The 13,686-nt window shown below is 61.9% G+C and carries 15 protein-coding genes; 12 read left to right on the top strand and 3 right to left on the bottom strand.

Translation table 11 applies throughout. The annotated features are described in order from the left end of the window. Positions 1-17 precede the first annotated feature (17 nt). The 7 genes from EV286_RS25490 (at position 18) to EV286_RS25460 (ending at position 7,347) form a co-directional block, all read left to right on the top strand. Positions 18-758, top strand: coding sequence for an ATP-binding cassette domain-containing protein (locus tag EV286_RS25490; RefSeq protein WP_245500830.1), 741 nt, complete (start codon positions 18-20; stop codon positions 756-758). Then, positions 745-1,914 (top strand): alpha-D-ribose 1-methylphosphonate 5-triphosphate diphosphatase, encoded by a 1,170-nt coding sequence (locus EV286_RS25485; RefSeq protein ID WP_132960056.1) that lies wholly within the window; start codon positions 745-747, stop codon positions 1,912-1,914. Before EV286_RS25490 ends, EV286_RS25485 begins: the two co-directional genes overlap by 14 nt. A 239-nt stretch (positions 1,915-2,153) precedes the next feature. Continuing rightward, positions 2,154-2,969, top strand: coding sequence for a phosphonate ABC transporter ATP-binding protein (gene phnC / locus EV286_RS25480; RefSeq protein ID WP_132959981.1), 816 nt, complete (start codon positions 2,154-2,156; stop codon positions 2,967-2,969). A 67-nt stretch (positions 2,970-3,036) separates the two neighbouring features. Beyond that, positions 3,037-3,951, top strand: coding sequence for a phosphonate ABC transporter substrate-binding protein (gene phnD, locus EV286_RS25475; RefSeq protein WP_245500822.1), 915 nt, complete (start codon positions 3,037-3,039; stop codon positions 3,949-3,951). A gap of 66 nt (positions 3,952-4,017) precedes the next feature. After that, complete coding sequence (gene phnE, locus EV286_RS25470; protein WP_132959980.1) at positions 4,018-4,944, top strand: phosphonate ABC transporter, permease protein PhnE; 927 nt, start codon at positions 4,018-4,020, stop codon at positions 4,942-4,944. Continuing rightward, positions 4,941-5,795 carry a phosphonate ABC transporter, permease protein PhnE gene (gene phnE, locus EV286_RS25465; RefSeq protein ID WP_132959979.1) on the top strand — a complete coding sequence of 285 codons (855 nt, stop codon included), beginning with the start codon at positions 4,941-4,943 and terminating at the stop codon, positions 5,793-5,795. Before phnE (EV286_RS25470) ends, phnE (EV286_RS25465) begins: the two co-directional genes overlap by 4 nt. 130 nt (positions 5,796-5,925) lie before the next feature. Beyond that, the gene (locus EV286_RS25460; protein WP_245500829.1) at positions 5,926-7,347 is read left to right on the top strand and encodes a deoxyribodipyrimidine photo-lyase; all 1,422 of its coding nucleotides are present in this window, start codon (positions 5,926-5,928) and stop codon (positions 7,345-7,347) included. Positions 7,348-7,381: 34 nt separating this feature from the next. Here EV286_RS25460 and EV286_RS25455 read toward each other — a convergent pair whose 3' ends face one another. Further along, the gene (locus EV286_RS25455; RefSeq protein WP_132959977.1) at positions 7,382-8,215 is read right to left on the bottom strand and encodes an SDR family NAD(P)-dependent oxidoreductase; all 834 of its coding nucleotides are present in this window, start codon (positions 8,213-8,215) and stop codon (positions 7,382-7,384) included. Positions 8,216-8,468: 253 nt separating this feature from the next. On the opposite strand from EV286_RS25455, the gene EV286_RS25450 reads away from it, so the two are divergent. Genes EV286_RS25450 through EV286_RS25435 form a run of 4 tightly spaced genes read left to right on the top strand, consistent with a single transcriptional unit; the run spans position 8,469 to position 11,712 of the window. Next, the gene (locus EV286_RS25450; RefSeq protein ID WP_132959976.1) at positions 8,469-9,509 is read left to right on the top strand and encodes a cysteine synthase A; all 1,041 of its coding nucleotides are present in this window, start codon (positions 8,469-8,471) and stop codon (positions 9,507-9,509) included. A 6-nt stretch (positions 9,510-9,515) separates the two neighbouring features. Further along, complete coding sequence (locus EV286_RS25445) at positions 9,516-10,253, top strand: alanyl-tRNA editing protein (protein ID WP_132959975.1); 738 nt, start codon at positions 9,516-9,518, stop codon at positions 10,251-10,253. Positions 10,254-10,273: 20 nt separating this feature from the next. After that, positions 10,274-11,143, top strand: coding sequence for a 3-mercaptopyruvate sulfurtransferase (gene sseA / locus EV286_RS25440; RefSeq protein WP_132959974.1), 870 nt, complete (start codon positions 10,274-10,276; stop codon positions 11,141-11,143). A gap of 5 nt (positions 11,144-11,148) precedes the next feature. Next, complete coding sequence (locus EV286_RS25435; RefSeq protein ID WP_132959973.1) at positions 11,149-11,712, top strand: GNAT family N-acetyltransferase; 564 nt, start codon at positions 11,149-11,151, stop codon at positions 11,710-11,712. Positions 11,713-11,725: 13 nt separating this feature from the next. Here the strand turns inward: EV286_RS25435 and EV286_RS32110 are convergent, their stop codons facing one another. Further along, on the bottom strand, positions 11,726-11,893 hold the full coding sequence (locus EV286_RS32110; RefSeq protein WP_207909922.1) for a hypothetical protein: 168 nt from the start codon (positions 11,891-11,893) through the stop codon (positions 11,726-11,728). Positions 11,894-12,004: 111 nt separating this feature from the next. On the opposite strand from EV286_RS32110, the gene EV286_RS25430 reads away from it, so the two are divergent. Continuing rightward, complete coding sequence (locus tag EV286_RS25430; RefSeq protein WP_132959972.1) at positions 12,005-12,478, top strand: DUF1203 domain-containing protein; 474 nt, start codon at positions 12,005-12,007, stop codon at positions 12,476-12,478. Positions 12,479-12,529: 51 nt separating this feature from the next. Here EV286_RS25430 and ald read toward each other — a convergent pair whose 3' ends face one another. After that, entirely contained in the window at positions 12,530-13,648 is a 1,119-nt protein-coding gene (gene ald / locus EV286_RS25425; RefSeq protein WP_132959971.1) for an alanine dehydrogenase, read from the bottom strand. Between the last annotated feature and the right edge of the window lie 38 nt (positions 13,649-13,686).

The following is a 13,686-nucleotide window of genomic DNA, read 5'->3' as shown; positions in this document are numbered from 1 at the left end:
GAGGCAAGCCGGTGAACATGCACATGCCTGCCGCCTCCTCGGCGCCCGTCATTCTCTCCGTCCAGGGATTGATCAAGCATTTCGAGATGCACCACCTGAAGCGGACGCTCTTTGCCTTCGACGAGATCAGCTTCGATCTGCACCAGGGCGAATTCCTGCTGTTGAAGGGCGAGAACGGCGCGGGCAAGTCGACGCTGCTGCGCACGCTCTATCGCTCTTACCTGCCCCGCGGCGGACATGCCTTCTATCATACGCAGGAGGGGATCATCGACCTTGCAGCCGCGGCCGACGTCGACATCGCGTTGCTGCGCCGGCGCGAGATCGGTTTCGTGACGCAGTTCCTGCAACCCCGCCCGCGCGTTGCCGCGGAGGAACTTGTCGCCGAACCGCTTCGCCTTGCGGGCATGGCCCACGCGCAGTCACTCGACGAGGCAAGGCGCTGGCTTTCGGCGTTCGGCGTCAAGCCCGGCCTGTGGGCCGCCTATCCCTCCACCTTCTCGGGCGGGGAGCAGCAGAAGGTCAATCTGGCGCGTGCCCTGATCCTGCCTCAGCGCCTGCTCTTCCTCGACGAGCCGACCGCTTCGCTCGACCGCAATGCCCGCCGAGCGCTGGTCGCGCGGCTCGCCGAACTCAAGATCGCCGGCGTCGCGATGATCGGCGTCTTCCACCATCCGGATGACGTCGCCGATCTCACCGACCGCGAAATAAACCTAGAAACCAGAACAATTGCCGATGGAGCTGATGATGTGGCTGAGTGATTTCGAAATCGTGTTGCGCGACAGGGTGATCCCGCGCGGTGCGGTGCGTATCGAGAACGGGTTGATCGCCGAGGTGCGCGAGGCGCCGGTGGCCTCGCCCGATATTCAGGGCGACGGCCGGCTCCTGCTGCCCGGTTTCATCGACATGCATGGCGACATGGTCGAACGAGAGGTGGAGCCGCGGCCGAATGCACGCCTGCCGCTTGAGCTCGGTGTTCTCGAACTGGACAAGAAGCTGGCGATCAGCGGCATCACCACCGCTTACGCTGCGCTTTCCTTCAGCCCGGGCAGCACCTATGGCCACATCCGCTCCGAGGACCATACGCGTTCGATCATCGAGGCAATCACCGCCCTCAAGAGCGATCTTCTGATCGAGCACAGGATCCACACCCGCTTCGAAGTGACCTTCACCAGGGCGCTCGGCGTGGTGGAAGACCTGCTGCGTGCCGGCGCCGTCGATCTGATTTCGCTGATGGACCACACGCCGGGACAGGGGCAGTACCGCGACGTTGAAAAGGTGATCGCGAACACGGCCGCCTCCCGCAAAGTATCGCTCGAAGAGGCCACCGAGATCGTGCGCAAGCGCATGGCCGACCGCGCGGAAACGACGGCAAGCATGGAAGTGCTGCAGGACCTTGCTTCTCTCGCCCGTGATCGTGGCGTCGTCCTTGCCTCGCACGACGATGACTCGGTGGAAAAGGTGGCGATCGTGAAGGGCCTCGGGGCACGCATCAGCGAGTTCCCGGTCACTCTCGACGCGGCCATCGAAGCGCGCCGCCTTGGGCTTGCAACGGCGATGGGTGCGCCGAACGCGCTGCGCGGTCGCTCCTACACCGGCAATCTCTCCGCTCGTGATGCCCATGAACAGGGCGTCCTCGACATGCTGGCAAGCGACTACCATCCCTCGGCAATGCTGCCGGCGGTCGTGGCGCTTTCCGAGGTCGGCAATGGCGGCCTGCCGGCTGCCGTCGCGCTTGCGAGCGCAAATCCCGCCGCAGCCCTCGGGCTTCATGACCGCGGCGCCATCGAGCCGGGGCTTCGGGCCGACCTGGTGATTGCCGAACGTGGCCGCTTTGCGCGCGTCCGCAGCACTTTCTGCTTCGGCCGGCAGGTCTATTCGGACGGGATGTTTTCCGCCCTCCGGCGCGCTGCCTGATCTCCGCGTAGGCATGGACCGGCCTTGGCGCCGGTCTTCCCCTTAGCAATCATCGCCTTGCAAGAAACATCCGGAAATTCCGGATGTTTTACTTTATCAAACAACAATAAGCATTTGCCTTTATTTACGAAATACATAACAAATCTGTCACAGGCAGATGCTATATCCTCAATCATCGAGTTGATAGCTGCACTTAATTGATCGCGTCAAAGACGCCTTCAGCAAGCAGGGCTTTTCCGATGCTTGAACTTTTCTCTGTGACGAAGACTTTCGGCCAATTGCGCGCCGTCGACGATGTGAGCCTGTCGATCTATCCCGGTCAGATGGTCGGCATCATCGGCCGAAGCGGCGCTGGCAAATCCACGCTCCTGCGGCTCATTAACCGCCTGATCGAACCGTCTTCGGGCACGGTCATCTTCAACGGACGGGAAATCACAAAGCTTGCCGGTCGAGACCTGCGCCTGTGGCGCGCCTCCTGCGCCATGGTCTTCCAGCAGTTCAACCTCGTCGAGCGTATGGACGTGCTGACCAACGTGCTTATCGGGCGCATCGCCCGTCACGGTTTTCTCTCTTCAATGACCCGCCATTTCACTGACGAGGAAAGGGCGATGGCAATTCGTGCGCTTGACCGTCTCGACCTGGCTCCGCAAGCACTGCAACGCTCCGGGACGCTCTCCGGCGGCCAGCAGCAACGCGTCGCGATTGCCAAGGCATTGGTTCAGGAGCCGCAGATATTGCTCGCCGACGAGCCGATCGCCTCGCTGGACCCCGCCAATGCCACGCGCGTCATGCAGGCGCTGCGTTCGATAAACCGCGACGATGGGATAAGCGTTCTCGTCAATCTCCACACCCTCGATACCGCCCGCACCTATTGTGACCGCGTCATCGCCATGCGGGAGGGCCGTATCCGCTTCGATGGCGTGCCGGCCGAACTTACACGGGAGCGCCTGCGCGAAATCTATCTGGCAGACGGCCTTCAGGACGAGATCGACGAGGCCGTCACGTCCACCGCCTTCGAGAGACCGGAAAAACCAAGAATCCACCAGACCGTTTGAGCCATTTCAACGGGCTCGGCATCGTGCGCCCCTTGGGGCCACTTCCAAGACCACAGGAGAGTTTGGAATGAATAACGTCCTCATGATTGCGGCCGTATCGGCCACACTTGCCCTTTCGACGCAGGCCCATGCCGACAGCTGGAAGGATCAGTACAAGACGGTCCGCTTCGGCGTCCTCTCGGGAGAAAACGAAAAGGATCGCATCGCACGCTGGACACCGTTCGAGAACTACCTCGAAAAGGAACTGGGCGTCGAGGTGCAGATCTTCACGGCCGGAAATTATGATGGTGTCATCCAGGCGCTTGCCGCCGACCAGATCGAATTCGCCTTCCTCGGCTCGTCGGCCTACGCTGCCGCCTACACGGAGACGAACGGCGGCGTCGAGCCGCTACTTGCAAGCCAGGAAAACGATGGCTCGACCGGCTACTATTCGGTCATCGCCGTTCGCTGCGATTCCGGCTACAAATCCGTCGACGACCTGAAGGGCAAGGTCCTCGCATTCGCCGATCCCGACTCGACGTCCGGCTATGCAGTGCCTTTCTTCAACCTCGTCAAGCAAGGCTATGATCCGAAGTCGTTTTTCTCCGCCATCCCCTTCTCCGGCGCTCACGAGACTGGCGTCATGGGCGTCGCCAACAAGCAGTTCGACGCAGCCGCAACCTATATCAACAACGAGACGAGCGGCATTCCGCAGCGCATGGAATCGAAGGGCATGATCCCCAAGGGCGAGATATGCCGTATCTGGCAGTCGCCGGAGATCACCAACGGTCCGTTCACGGCGCGGACGAACCTGCCCGAGGATCTGATCCGCGACATGAAGGCCGCCGTGAAGGCCGTTCCCGAAAAGGCGCCCGACGTCCACAAGGAAATGACCGGCGGCGAAAACTCCACTTCGAAGGGATATGTCGATGTCGACGCCCAGCGCTATCAGTGGATCATCGAGATGCGTGAATGGCTGCGCAAGCAGCGCCGCGCCGGCTGATTTTCCTCACCGATGGTCGATTGACGAAGCGCCGCCGGGCGGCGCCTACTCCCACCAGGTTTCGAAATGACAAGCGCTCTGCAATCCGCCGCCATCCGGCGGTTCGAAGAAGACTACCGGGCGCTTCGCGACAGAGCGAGGCGCACCCAGCTGATAACAGTCTCGCTGTTTTCCGCCGCTGTGCTGTTTTCGGCCTGGGCCGGAAGCTTCTTCGACACGACCGAGGTGAGCCTTCCCTCGGGCGAACGGGTGACGATGTGGAAGTTCGCGGCGGCCTTACCGCGGCTCGGAGAGTATCTGGCAAAGACGATCCCGGTGCTCCGGGTTGAAAACCTGGGAGCCGATCTTGCCGCGTGGTTCTGGCGCTGGCCGGTCTGGATCGAGCTTCTCGGCGAGACCGTCTTGATCGCCTATGTAGCGACACTCCTCGGCGTGGTCGGGGCATTCCTCCTCAGCTTTGCCGCCGCACGCAACCTGAGCCCCAATCGATGGGTGCTGACGGTCACGCGCCGCTACCTGGAGATCATCCGCACAGTTCCCGACCTGGTGTGGGCGCTGATCTTCGTCTTCTGTTTCGGCGTCGGTCCCCTCGCAGGCGTACTTGCCATCGGGCTACACGCAACAGGATCGCTCGGCAAGCTCTATTCCGAAGCGAACGAGAACATCGACATGCGGCCGGTGGAAGGTGTCAGCGCTTCGGGCGGCAACTGGTTCCAGCAGATCCGCTACGGCGTCGTTCCGCAGGTCATTCCCAACATCATCAGCTACACGCTTCTCAGATTCGAGATCAACGTCCGCTCCTCGTCAATCATCGGCTATGTCGGCGCGGGCGGCCTCGGACAGGAGATCCGAACGGCCATGTCGCTGCAGGAATATACGGACCTGTCGGCGCTGTTCGTCATCATCCTTGCAACCGTCGGGGTCATCGACCTCCTGAGCGAGAAGCTGCGCCATCACATCATCGGCCTTGCAAGCCGGGAGCGGACACCATGAGCGAAGCCCCATCGATTGCCGAACTGCGTGCGAAGTATCCCGAAGCATTCTCGACGCCTCTGCGACTGCGGGTGTTCCGGCACGTCTTGATCCTGGCGCTGGTCGCGCCACTCGTCGCGGGGCTCTACCTGTTCGACGCTTCGCCGCTTCGCCTTCTCGACGGTCTGACGCGCTTCGGGAGCATCCTGGCCTTCATGTTTCCTCCGCACATCTGGACGACCTGGGAGGAGTGGAGCGAAATCCTCAGCGGACTTGGACAGACGCTCGTGATGGCGTTTCTCGGCACGTTGCTCGGCGCCGTCATCGCCTTTCCGCTTTCCTTCCTCGGTGCAAAGAACACCATGCGGCTGGGGTGGCTGCGGCTTTCGGCGCGGCGTGGCTTCGATACCCTGCGCGCGGTCGAGCAGATCATTCTCGCGCTGATCTTCATCCGCGCCTTCGGCCTCGGGCCGCTTGCGGGCGTACTCGCAATTGCCGTTTCCGAGATCGGGACGCTGGCAAAGCTCTTCTCCGAGGCGATCGAGAACACCTCGAAAAAGCCCGTGGACGGCGTGCTCGCATCGGGCGCAGGACCGCTGCAGGCGATCCGCTACGCCGTGCTGCCGCAATCCCTGCCGGTCATTCTGTCGATCGTGCTCTACAACTTCGAATCCAACGCCCGCTCCGGCACGATCCTTGGCATCGTCGGCGCGGGCGGCATCGGCTTCCTCCTCGCCGACCGCATCCACGCCTACCGTTGGCCGGAGGCCTGGACGATCATCTTCCTGATCGTCGCCACGATCTATTTTATCGATCTCTTTTCGGCCTGGCTGCGCGGCAGGATCATCGAGTCGTCGAAAGATCGACACTAACCGACCGGCGCCTTGCAACCGAAATCTTTCACGCGCGTTTGAACTATTCGTGCCTGTGATGCGTATCACAGGAGGGGAAGCTCGAGCGGAGAAGGATCGCGTGGGAAGCAGCAACTCGAAACCTGTCATCATGTGGTTCCGCAAGGATCTGCGCCTTCACGACAATCTCGCCTTGATGGAGGCCTGTGCCGGGCGAAGACCCGTCGTACCCGTCTATATTCGCGAATCCGCCGAGCTCGGAACCGGGCCGCTCGGAGCTGCACAGGCCTGGTGGCTGCACCATTCGCTCGCCTCGCTCAAGCAGTCGCTGCGCAAGCTTGGCACCGACCTCTTGCTGATAAGTGGCGATCCTCTTTCGGCCATTGAGTCGTTGGCGAAGGCGACAGGCGCCGACGCCGTGGTCTGGAACCGCCGCTACGATCCGCCGGGAATGGCGATAGACGCGCGCGTCAAGAGCGCGTTGAAGTCACGCGGCGTCGCGGTCAAGAGTTTTGCCGGGCAACTGCTGCATGAGCCATCGACCCTGGTCTCGGGCAGCGGCACGCCATATCGCGTCTTTGCACCCTTCTGGCGCGCGATCGAAGCGGGCGAACACGTCCTCGAGCCGCTGGATTCTCCGAATGCGATCGCCTCGGCCGCCGACCTTTGCCGATCCGAGGATCTCGGCTCCTGGAACCTGCTGTCGAAAAATCCTGATTGGGCACACGCCTTCCCCGAGGTCTGGACGCCAGGCGAGGCGGCTGCCCTGGAAAAGCTGGCAGATTTCATCGATGGCGGCCTCGACGGCTACGCGCAGGGACGTGATTTCCCGGGCAAGCCGTTTACCTCGATGCTGTCGCCGCATCTCGCTATGGGCGAGATCGCCCCTGCTCGCATCTGGCACGCGACGCGCGGGCTTGGCAGCCGTACAGGAAGCAGCGACGTCGTCCAGTTCCGCAAGGAGCTTGCCTGGCGCGACTTTTCCTATCACCTGCTCTTTCATTTCCCGAACCTGCCGCACTCAAACTGGGATGACCGCTTCGACCGCTTTGCCTGGCGCTCCGACCGATCGCTCTTCCGGCGCTGGACAACCGGAATGACCGGATACCCGATCGTCGATGCCGGCATGCGTCAGCTCTGGCAGCATGGATGGATGCACAACCGTGTTCGCATGATCACCGCCTCCTTCCTTGCCAAGGATCTGATGATCAACTGGCGGCACGGCGAGGCCTGGTTCCGGGATACGCTGGTCGATGCAGATGCGGCGAGCAACGCTGCGAACTGGCAGTGGGTCGCGGGTTCCGGGGCCGATGCCGCGCCATTCTTCCGCATCTTCAACCCGGTCTTGCAGGGTGAGAAGTTCGACCCCAATGGTGAATATGTAAGACGCTTCGTACCCGAACTCGCCAATCTCGAAGACAGATTTATCCACCGGCCGTTCGACGCACCGACGGCGGCACTACGCAAGGCCGGCGTTACGCTCGACCGCACCTATCCGCGCCCCGTCGTCGATCATGGGGTTGCTCGAGAACATGCGCTGCAGGTCTACAAGAAGATGAGGGACAACGCATGATGATGGACGGAGCGGCCTGTGCAAGCCAGCCGGCTCATTCCGCGGGATGCGGGGCCGCGCTCCGCCCCGGTGCGCCGGGCCCTCTCGAATTCCACCCCGCCGCCCAGGCCACAGCCCGGAAATAGAGCCCATAGGGCAAGAGGCGCAGGAGCTTCATCCGATAGGCAAAGCCCCTTGGGAAGGCGATCTCGAAACTCTGGGACTTCAGTCCGGCGGCGATCTCCTCGGCTGCCTTCTCGGCCGAGATCGGCGTCGGCACTGCGAAAGAACTGTTCCTTGCCGTTTCCGTGTCGACGAAGCCCGGCGATACGAGCTGGACGCGGATGCCAAGAGCTTCAAGATCGATCTTCAGGCTCTCGGCCATGTTGATGAGGGCTGCCTTTGCCGCGCCGTAAGCCGCCCCCGCCGGCTGCCCGCCATAGCCGGTCGCGGAAGAGACGATCGCGATCTGGCCATGGCCCTTAACCTTCATGTGGCGGACAGCGGGGACCAAGCAGTTGACGACGCCCGAAAGGTTGACGGCAAAGCTTTTCTCGAAGTCCTCGCGGCTAAGTTCGGCGACGTCGACCGAGATATAGGTGCCGGCATTGAGCACGGCCATGGCGAGTGTTCCATGCTCGTACTCGATCGCCGCCACGACGTGTTCCATGTCCTTGGGGTCCGTGACATCACCATCCAGCACGATGATGCTTCCCGGCAGGTCGCCTGCCTCCCCCTGAAGCTCGACGAGCTTGCGGTGGTCGCGCGCGGTCACCGCAACGTCATATCCCTCCGACGCCAGTTTCAGGGCCAACGCCCGCCCTATTCCCGAACTCGCTCCGGAAATCCAGACGATTCCATTTTCGGGACGGGCGACAAAACCTTGCATGGACGACTTCTCCTCGGCCGGGCGACACATATATGTTCGGCCGCTGCGCGCGGCAGATGCGGTACACTACCGAATAGCGCATCAATGTGGCTGCTTTCGGCCGTTTCGCTCTCTGCCGTTCAAGGAATCGTGCAATGCGACAAGACGAATTTTGTCGGCGCAACAGACGACGCAGAACAGAATTTCTTGCCAAGCCTGCCTTGTGAAGGGAAAAGACCGTTCTTAAACTAGAGTTGAACAGAAGGCAGATTCCATGAGTTTCCATCACTCCGTCCTGGATGCGATCGGCAATACCCCCCTTATCAAGCTCAGGGGCGTATCCGAGGCGACGGGTTGTACGATTCTCGGCAAGGCAGAGTTCCTCAATCCGGGCCAGTCGGTAAAAGATCGGGCGGCGCTTTTCATCATTCGCGACGCCGAGAAGAAGGGCCTACTGAGGCCTGGCGGCGTCATCGTCGAGGGCACGGCCGGCAATACCGGCATCGGCCTCACGCTGGTTGCGAAGACGCTCGGCTACCGCACCGTCATCGTTATTCCGGAAACCCAGAGCCAGGAGAAGAAGGACGCCCTGCGGCTGCTCGGGGCCGAACTCGTGGAAGTGCCTGCCGTTCCCTACAAAAACCCCAACAACTACGTGAAGATTTCCGGACGCTTGGCTGCGGAGCTCGCCAAGACCGATCCGAACGGCGCGATCTGGGCCAACCAGTTCGACAACGTCGCAAACCGTCAGGCGCACATAGAGACGACCGCGCGCGAAATCTGGGACGATACGGACGGCAAGGTCGACGGCTTCATCTGCTCCGTCGGCTCGGGCGGGACGCTTGCGGGCGTCGCGGCCGGCCTCAAGGATTTCAATCGTGACGTGAAGATCGGCATCAACGATCCGGAAGGCGCCGCGCTCTACGAATTCTACAAGCATGGCGAGCTGAAATCGTCCGGCTCCTCCATCACGGAGGGGATCGGACAGGGCCGAATCACGGCAAACCTCGAAGGCTTCACACCTGATTTCGCCTACCAGACCAGCGATGCGGAGTCCCTGCCCTACCTGTTCGACTTGGTCGAGCGCGAGGGTCTTTGCCTCGGCGGCTCGACGGCGATCAATATTGCCGGCGCTGTGCGTCTCGCCAAGGATCTCGGCCCGGGACATACGATCGTGACCATCCTGTGCGACTACGGCAACCGCTATCAGTCGAAGCTTTTCAACCCGGACTTCCTGAAGTCGAAGGGCTTGCCGATACCTCCGTGGATGACCCATTCTTCCGACATTCCGATACCTTACGAACCTGTTCAGTGACCCGATATGCCGGTGAATGCTCTCTACCGTGACGACTTCTACCTCTCGACTTGCGAGGCCGTCGTAACCGCCATCCACGATGATGGCGGCATCGAATTCGACCAGACCTGCTTCTACGCGACATCGGGCGGCCAGCCGGGCGATACGGGCTTCGTCGAGCGGGCGGATGGTTCGAAGATTGCCCTCGGCCAGACGAAGCATGGCCAGGCCAAGGACATCATCATCCATGTCCCGCTGGACGGCGAGGTCCAGCCGCACGTCGGAGAAAAGCTCGTGCTGCATGTGGACTGGCCGCGGCGCTACAGGCTGATGCGCATGCACACGGCCTGCCATCTGCTTTCAGTCGTCTGCCCGCTGCCCATTACGGGTGCAGCTGTCGGCGAGGAGGAAAGCCGCGTCGATTTCGACATGGCCGAGACGATCGACAAGGATGAGGTGACTGCACGGATGATGGAATTGGTAAATGCCAATCATCCGGTTTATCTGCAGTGGATCACCGATGAAGAGCTCCTTGCCAACCCCGATATCGTCAAATCGAAGAACGTCCGCCCGCCGCTCGGCCTCGGCCGGGTAAGCCTCGTCTGCATCGGTGAAAATTCCGCCGTTGACAGCCAGCCCTGTGGCGGCACACATGTGTCCGAGACGCAGGAAGTCGGCTCGATCTACATTTCCAAGATCGAGAAAAAGGGCAAAGAGAACAGACGTTTCCGCATACGCTTCGGAACGCCCGGCGACGAAGCCTGACGGAACAGGGAGAATTCGTGATGAGCGAAGACAAGAGCCGTTTTGTCGTGTCCGCCGATTGGGTGGAGAAGCAGCTCGGCGCGCCGGAATTCAAGATCGTGGACGCCGCCTGGTATCTGCCGGCACAGAAACGCAATGGTGCCGCCGAATATGCCGCGGGCCATATTCCAGGCGCCGTCTTCTTCGACCAGGATGCGATCGCGGATCATTCCTCCGGTCTGCCCCACACCCTGCCCTCGCCTGAGTTCTTCGCCACCGAAGTAGGAAAGCTTGGAATCAGCGACACCGATACAATCGTCGTCTATGACGGACCTGGCATCTTCACTGCGCCGCGTGTCTGGTGGATGTTCCGCATCATGGGCGCGGAAAAGGTCTACGTGCTCGATGGCGGGCTTGACGGCTGGAAAGCCGCCGGGCGACCGCTCGAAACCGACCTGCCTGAACCAAAGCCGGCTACCTTCCGCACCCGTTTCAATCGAGATCGAGTCGCCTCGTTCGAGGCGATGCGCGAGATCGTAGCGACGGGATCGAGGCAGATCGCCGATGCTCGCAGCGCCGGGCGTTTTGCAGCCACGGAACCAGAGCCGCGCGAAGGCATGCGCTCCGGCCACATGCCGGGGGCGCGAAGCCTCCCGTCGGGCAGCTTCTCGGCGAGCGGCCACTTCAAGTCGCTCTCCGAACTGCGCCAGACCATCGCGGATGCCGGGGTCGACCTCTCGAAGCCGGTGGTGACAAGCTGCGGCTCCGGCATAACGGCTGCGATCATCACGCTCGCGCTCGAGTCGCTCGATCACAAGGATAACAAGCTCTACGACGGCTCCTGGTCGGAATGGGGCGGTCGGTCGGACACGCCAGTCGAGACCGGTCCCGCAGGTCCAGGAAAAGTCTGAGCATCATGGCAGCGAAGTCTCCCTCCTCCATGAAGGTCCACATCACGCGTCTTGAGATGACGGCGCCGCCGAAGACGAGCCTGCCTGTTCCGGTGAACATCCAGACCGCGATCATGCGTGCGCCCGGCATTCCGCTTCCCTTCTACCGCTATCTCTACCGCCAGGTCGGCTCGCGCTGGCAATGGGTCGAGCGCCTGCGGATGAGCGACGAGAAGCTTGCCTCGGTACTGCACGATGAGCGCAACGATATCAGCGTTCTCTACGTGAATGGGGCACCGGCGGGCTTCTTCGAGTTTTTCCGGGAAGACGAGGAGACCATCGACCTCACCCATTTCGGCCTGATCGAGCATGCGCTGGGCCTCGGCATCGGCAAGTGGTTCCTGCTGCAGTGCCTCTATGCCGTCTGGACGCTCAATCCCACGCGGGTCACCACGACGACAAACGATCTCGATCATCCGAGGGCGTTGCAGCTCTATCAGATGTTCGGCTTTTCGCCGGTCTCCACGGGCACGGGAATCATCCGGCCGCTCAGCGACAAGGAACTGCTGGAACTGGCAAAAAAGGGATAGCGGACCGCGCGCGTTAGCGCCTGAGAGGATTGCTGATGCGTCGCGGATCGTTGCGACGTTGAAAATCAAGGAGATGCGACGCTGCGGCGCGCAATTCCTCAATCTCCCGCCGAAGAGCCTTTACCTCTTCAAGGATCTCGGCATTCTGCTTGGCAATTTCCTCGATATCAACGCCCGCCATGGCAGTCCTCCTCTTTGCCGGGGAGCTTAGCGCAGATTTCGCCATCCGCAAGAATCGGGTGGCTCTGAGCGCGTTCTAGGGCATAAAATGGCGCTTCAGAGGGAGTTCGCCATGTCCAGGATCTCATTTTCCGCAATGCCGACGATCGACGCGACGCTGCTCTGGAACGGTGGCATCGACGCCTACGGCCAACAGCCCGAAACGATGGTGTCCGACGGTCCCGGCAATCCCTGCCGGCATTGCCTGCGCAACATCGAGGAAGGGGAAGAACTGTTCGTTTTCGCTTACCGCCCGTTCCCCGAACTGCAGCCCTATGCCGAGACCGGGCCCGTCTTTCTCCACAAGCGACCCTGCGACCGCTATGCCGCGGAAGAAGTGCTGCCACCCGTCCTCAAGACGAGCCCGGATTTTATCGTCCGCGGATATGGCGCAAACGATCGGATCGTCTATGGCACCGGTGCGGTGACCCGCAGCGAGGATATCCCCGCCTATGCGGACGAGCTTCTGAGGCGCGACGGCATTGCCTATCTCCATGTCCGCTCGGCTCGCAACAATTGCTACCAGTGCCGGATCGACAAAAGATAAGGGCCAGTCGATGGCGGCGACCGGCCCTTTCTGACGATGCGTAAGGTTGCCTTACGCCACGTTCAGCACGCTTTCCGGCGCATGCATGTCATAGCCGAGCGCGTCGGCAACCGCGCGATTGGTCACGCGGCCCTTGTGGACGTTGAGGCCGTTGCGCAGGTGCTTGTCCTCGGCAATCGCCCGCAAACCACGGTCGGCAAGTGCAAGGCCATGATACAGCGTGGCATTGTTGAGCGCGTGCGCCGAGGTGACAGGCACTGCGCCCGGCATGTTGGCGACGCAATAGTGAACGACGCCATCGACCACGTAGGTAGGATCGGAATGGGTGGTGGCGTGGGAGGTCTCGAAGCAGCCGCCCTGGTCGATCGCCACGTCGACGATCACGGAACCCTTCTGCATGCCCGACAGCATTTCCCGCGTGACCAGCTTCGGCGCCGCGGCACCCGGTATCAGGACCGCGCCGATGACGAGATCGGCGGAGAAGAGCTCCTCCTCCAGAGCCTGGATGCTGGAATAGCGCGTGTGCACGCGGCCGGCAAAGAGGTCGTCGAGTTGACGCAGGCGTGGCAGCGACCTGTCGAGGATGCTGACGTCGGCACCGAGCCCGGCAGCCATGCGCGCCGCATGCAGGCCGACGACGCCGCCGCCGATGACGACGACCTTGGCCGGCAGGACGCCCGGCACGCCGCCGAGCAGGATGCCCCGGCCACCATTGGCCTTCTGTAGAGCGGTCGCTCCCGCCTGGATGGACAGGCGCCCGGCAACTTCCGACATCGGCGCAAGCAGCGGCAGACCGCCGCGCTCATCAGTCACCGTCTCGTAGGCGACGGCCGTGACACCAGAGGCGACCAGTCCCTGTGTCTGTTCCGGATCCGGCGCAAGGTGCAGGTAGGTGTAGAGGATCTGGCCCTCATGGAGCTGCGCCCACTCGCTGGGCTGCGGTTCCTTCACCTTCACGATCATGTCGCATTTTTCGAAGATTTCACTTGCGGTTGCGGCGATCTTCGCACCTGCCGCTACATAGGCCGCGTCATCCGCGCCAATGCCTGCCCCCGCCTTCGTCTCAACCCAGACCTCGTGGCCATGAGCAGCATATTCACGAACCGATGCCGGCGTCAGGCCGACCCGATATTCATGGTTCTTGATTTCCTTCGGACAACCGACACGCATTCGCGTTCCTCTCTCTATTGTTGTTCACGTGCGAACTG

The sequence above is a fragment of the Rhizobium sp. BK251 genome (genome assembly GCF_004345245.1).
Taxonomy (GTDB): Bacteria; Pseudomonadota; Alphaproteobacteria; order Rhizobiales; family Rhizobiaceae; genus Rhizobium.
Note: the sequence above shows the minus strand (reverse complement) of the source record. Positions and strands in the feature narration are given on the sequence as shown.

What these genes read in the sequence shown, in the direction of transcription:
- EV286_RS25430 (WP_132959972.1), top strand. Translation starts at nt 12,005, where the DNA reads ATGTCCAGGATCTCATTTTCCGCAATGCCGACGATCGACGCGACGCTG.
- EV286_RS25490 (WP_245500830.1), top strand. Translation starts at nt 18, where the DNA reads ATGCACATGCCTGCCGCCTCCTCGGCGCCCGTCATTCTCTCCGTCCAG.
- sseA (WP_132959974.1), top strand. Translation starts at nt 10,274, where the DNA reads ATGAGCGAAGACAAGAGCCGTTTTGTCGTGTCCGCCGATTGGGTGGAG.
- phnC (WP_132959981.1), top strand. Translation starts at nt 2,154, where the DNA reads ATGCTTGAACTTTTCTCTGTGACGAAGACTTTCGGCCAATTGCGCGCC.
- EV286_RS25445 (WP_132959975.1), top strand. Translation starts at nt 9,516, where the DNA reads ATGCCGGTGAATGCTCTCTACCGTGACGACTTCTACCTCTCGACTTGC.
- EV286_RS25435 (WP_132959973.1), top strand. Translation starts at nt 11,149, where the DNA reads ATGGCAGCGAAGTCTCCCTCCTCCATGAAGGTCCACATCACGCGTCTT.
- EV286_RS25485 (WP_132960056.1), top strand. Translation starts at nt 745, where the DNA reads ATGTGGCTGAGTGATTTCGAAATCGTGTTGCGCGACAGGGTGATCCCG.
- phnE (WP_132959979.1), top strand. Translation starts at nt 4,941, where the DNA reads ATGAGCGAAGCCCCATCGATTGCCGAACTGCGTGCGAAGTATCCCGAA.
- phnD (WP_245500822.1), top strand. Translation starts at nt 3,037, where the DNA reads ATGAATAACGTCCTCATGATTGCGGCCGTATCGGCCACACTTGCCCTT.
- EV286_RS25450 (WP_132959976.1), top strand. Translation starts at nt 8,469, where the DNA reads ATGAGTTTCCATCACTCCGTCCTGGATGCGATCGGCAATACCCCCCTT.
- EV286_RS25455 (WP_132959977.1), bottom strand. Translation starts at nt 8,215, where the DNA reads ATGCAAGGTTTTGTCGCCCGTCCCGAAAATGGAATCGTCTGGATTTCC.
- EV286_RS25460 (WP_245500829.1), top strand. Translation starts at nt 5,926, where the DNA reads ATGTGGTTCCGCAAGGATCTGCGCCTTCACGACAATCTCGCCTTGATG.
- ald (WP_132959971.1), bottom strand. Translation starts at nt 13,648, where the DNA reads ATGCGTGTCGGTTGTCCGAAGGAAATCAAGAACCATGAATATCGGGTC.
- phnE (WP_132959980.1), top strand. Translation starts at nt 4,018, where the DNA reads ATGACAAGCGCTCTGCAATCCGCCGCCATCCGGCGGTTCGAAGAAGAC.
- EV286_RS32110 (WP_207909922.1), bottom strand. Translation starts at nt 11,893, where the DNA reads ATGGCGGGCGTTGATATCGAGGAAATTGCCAAGCAGAATGCCGAGATC.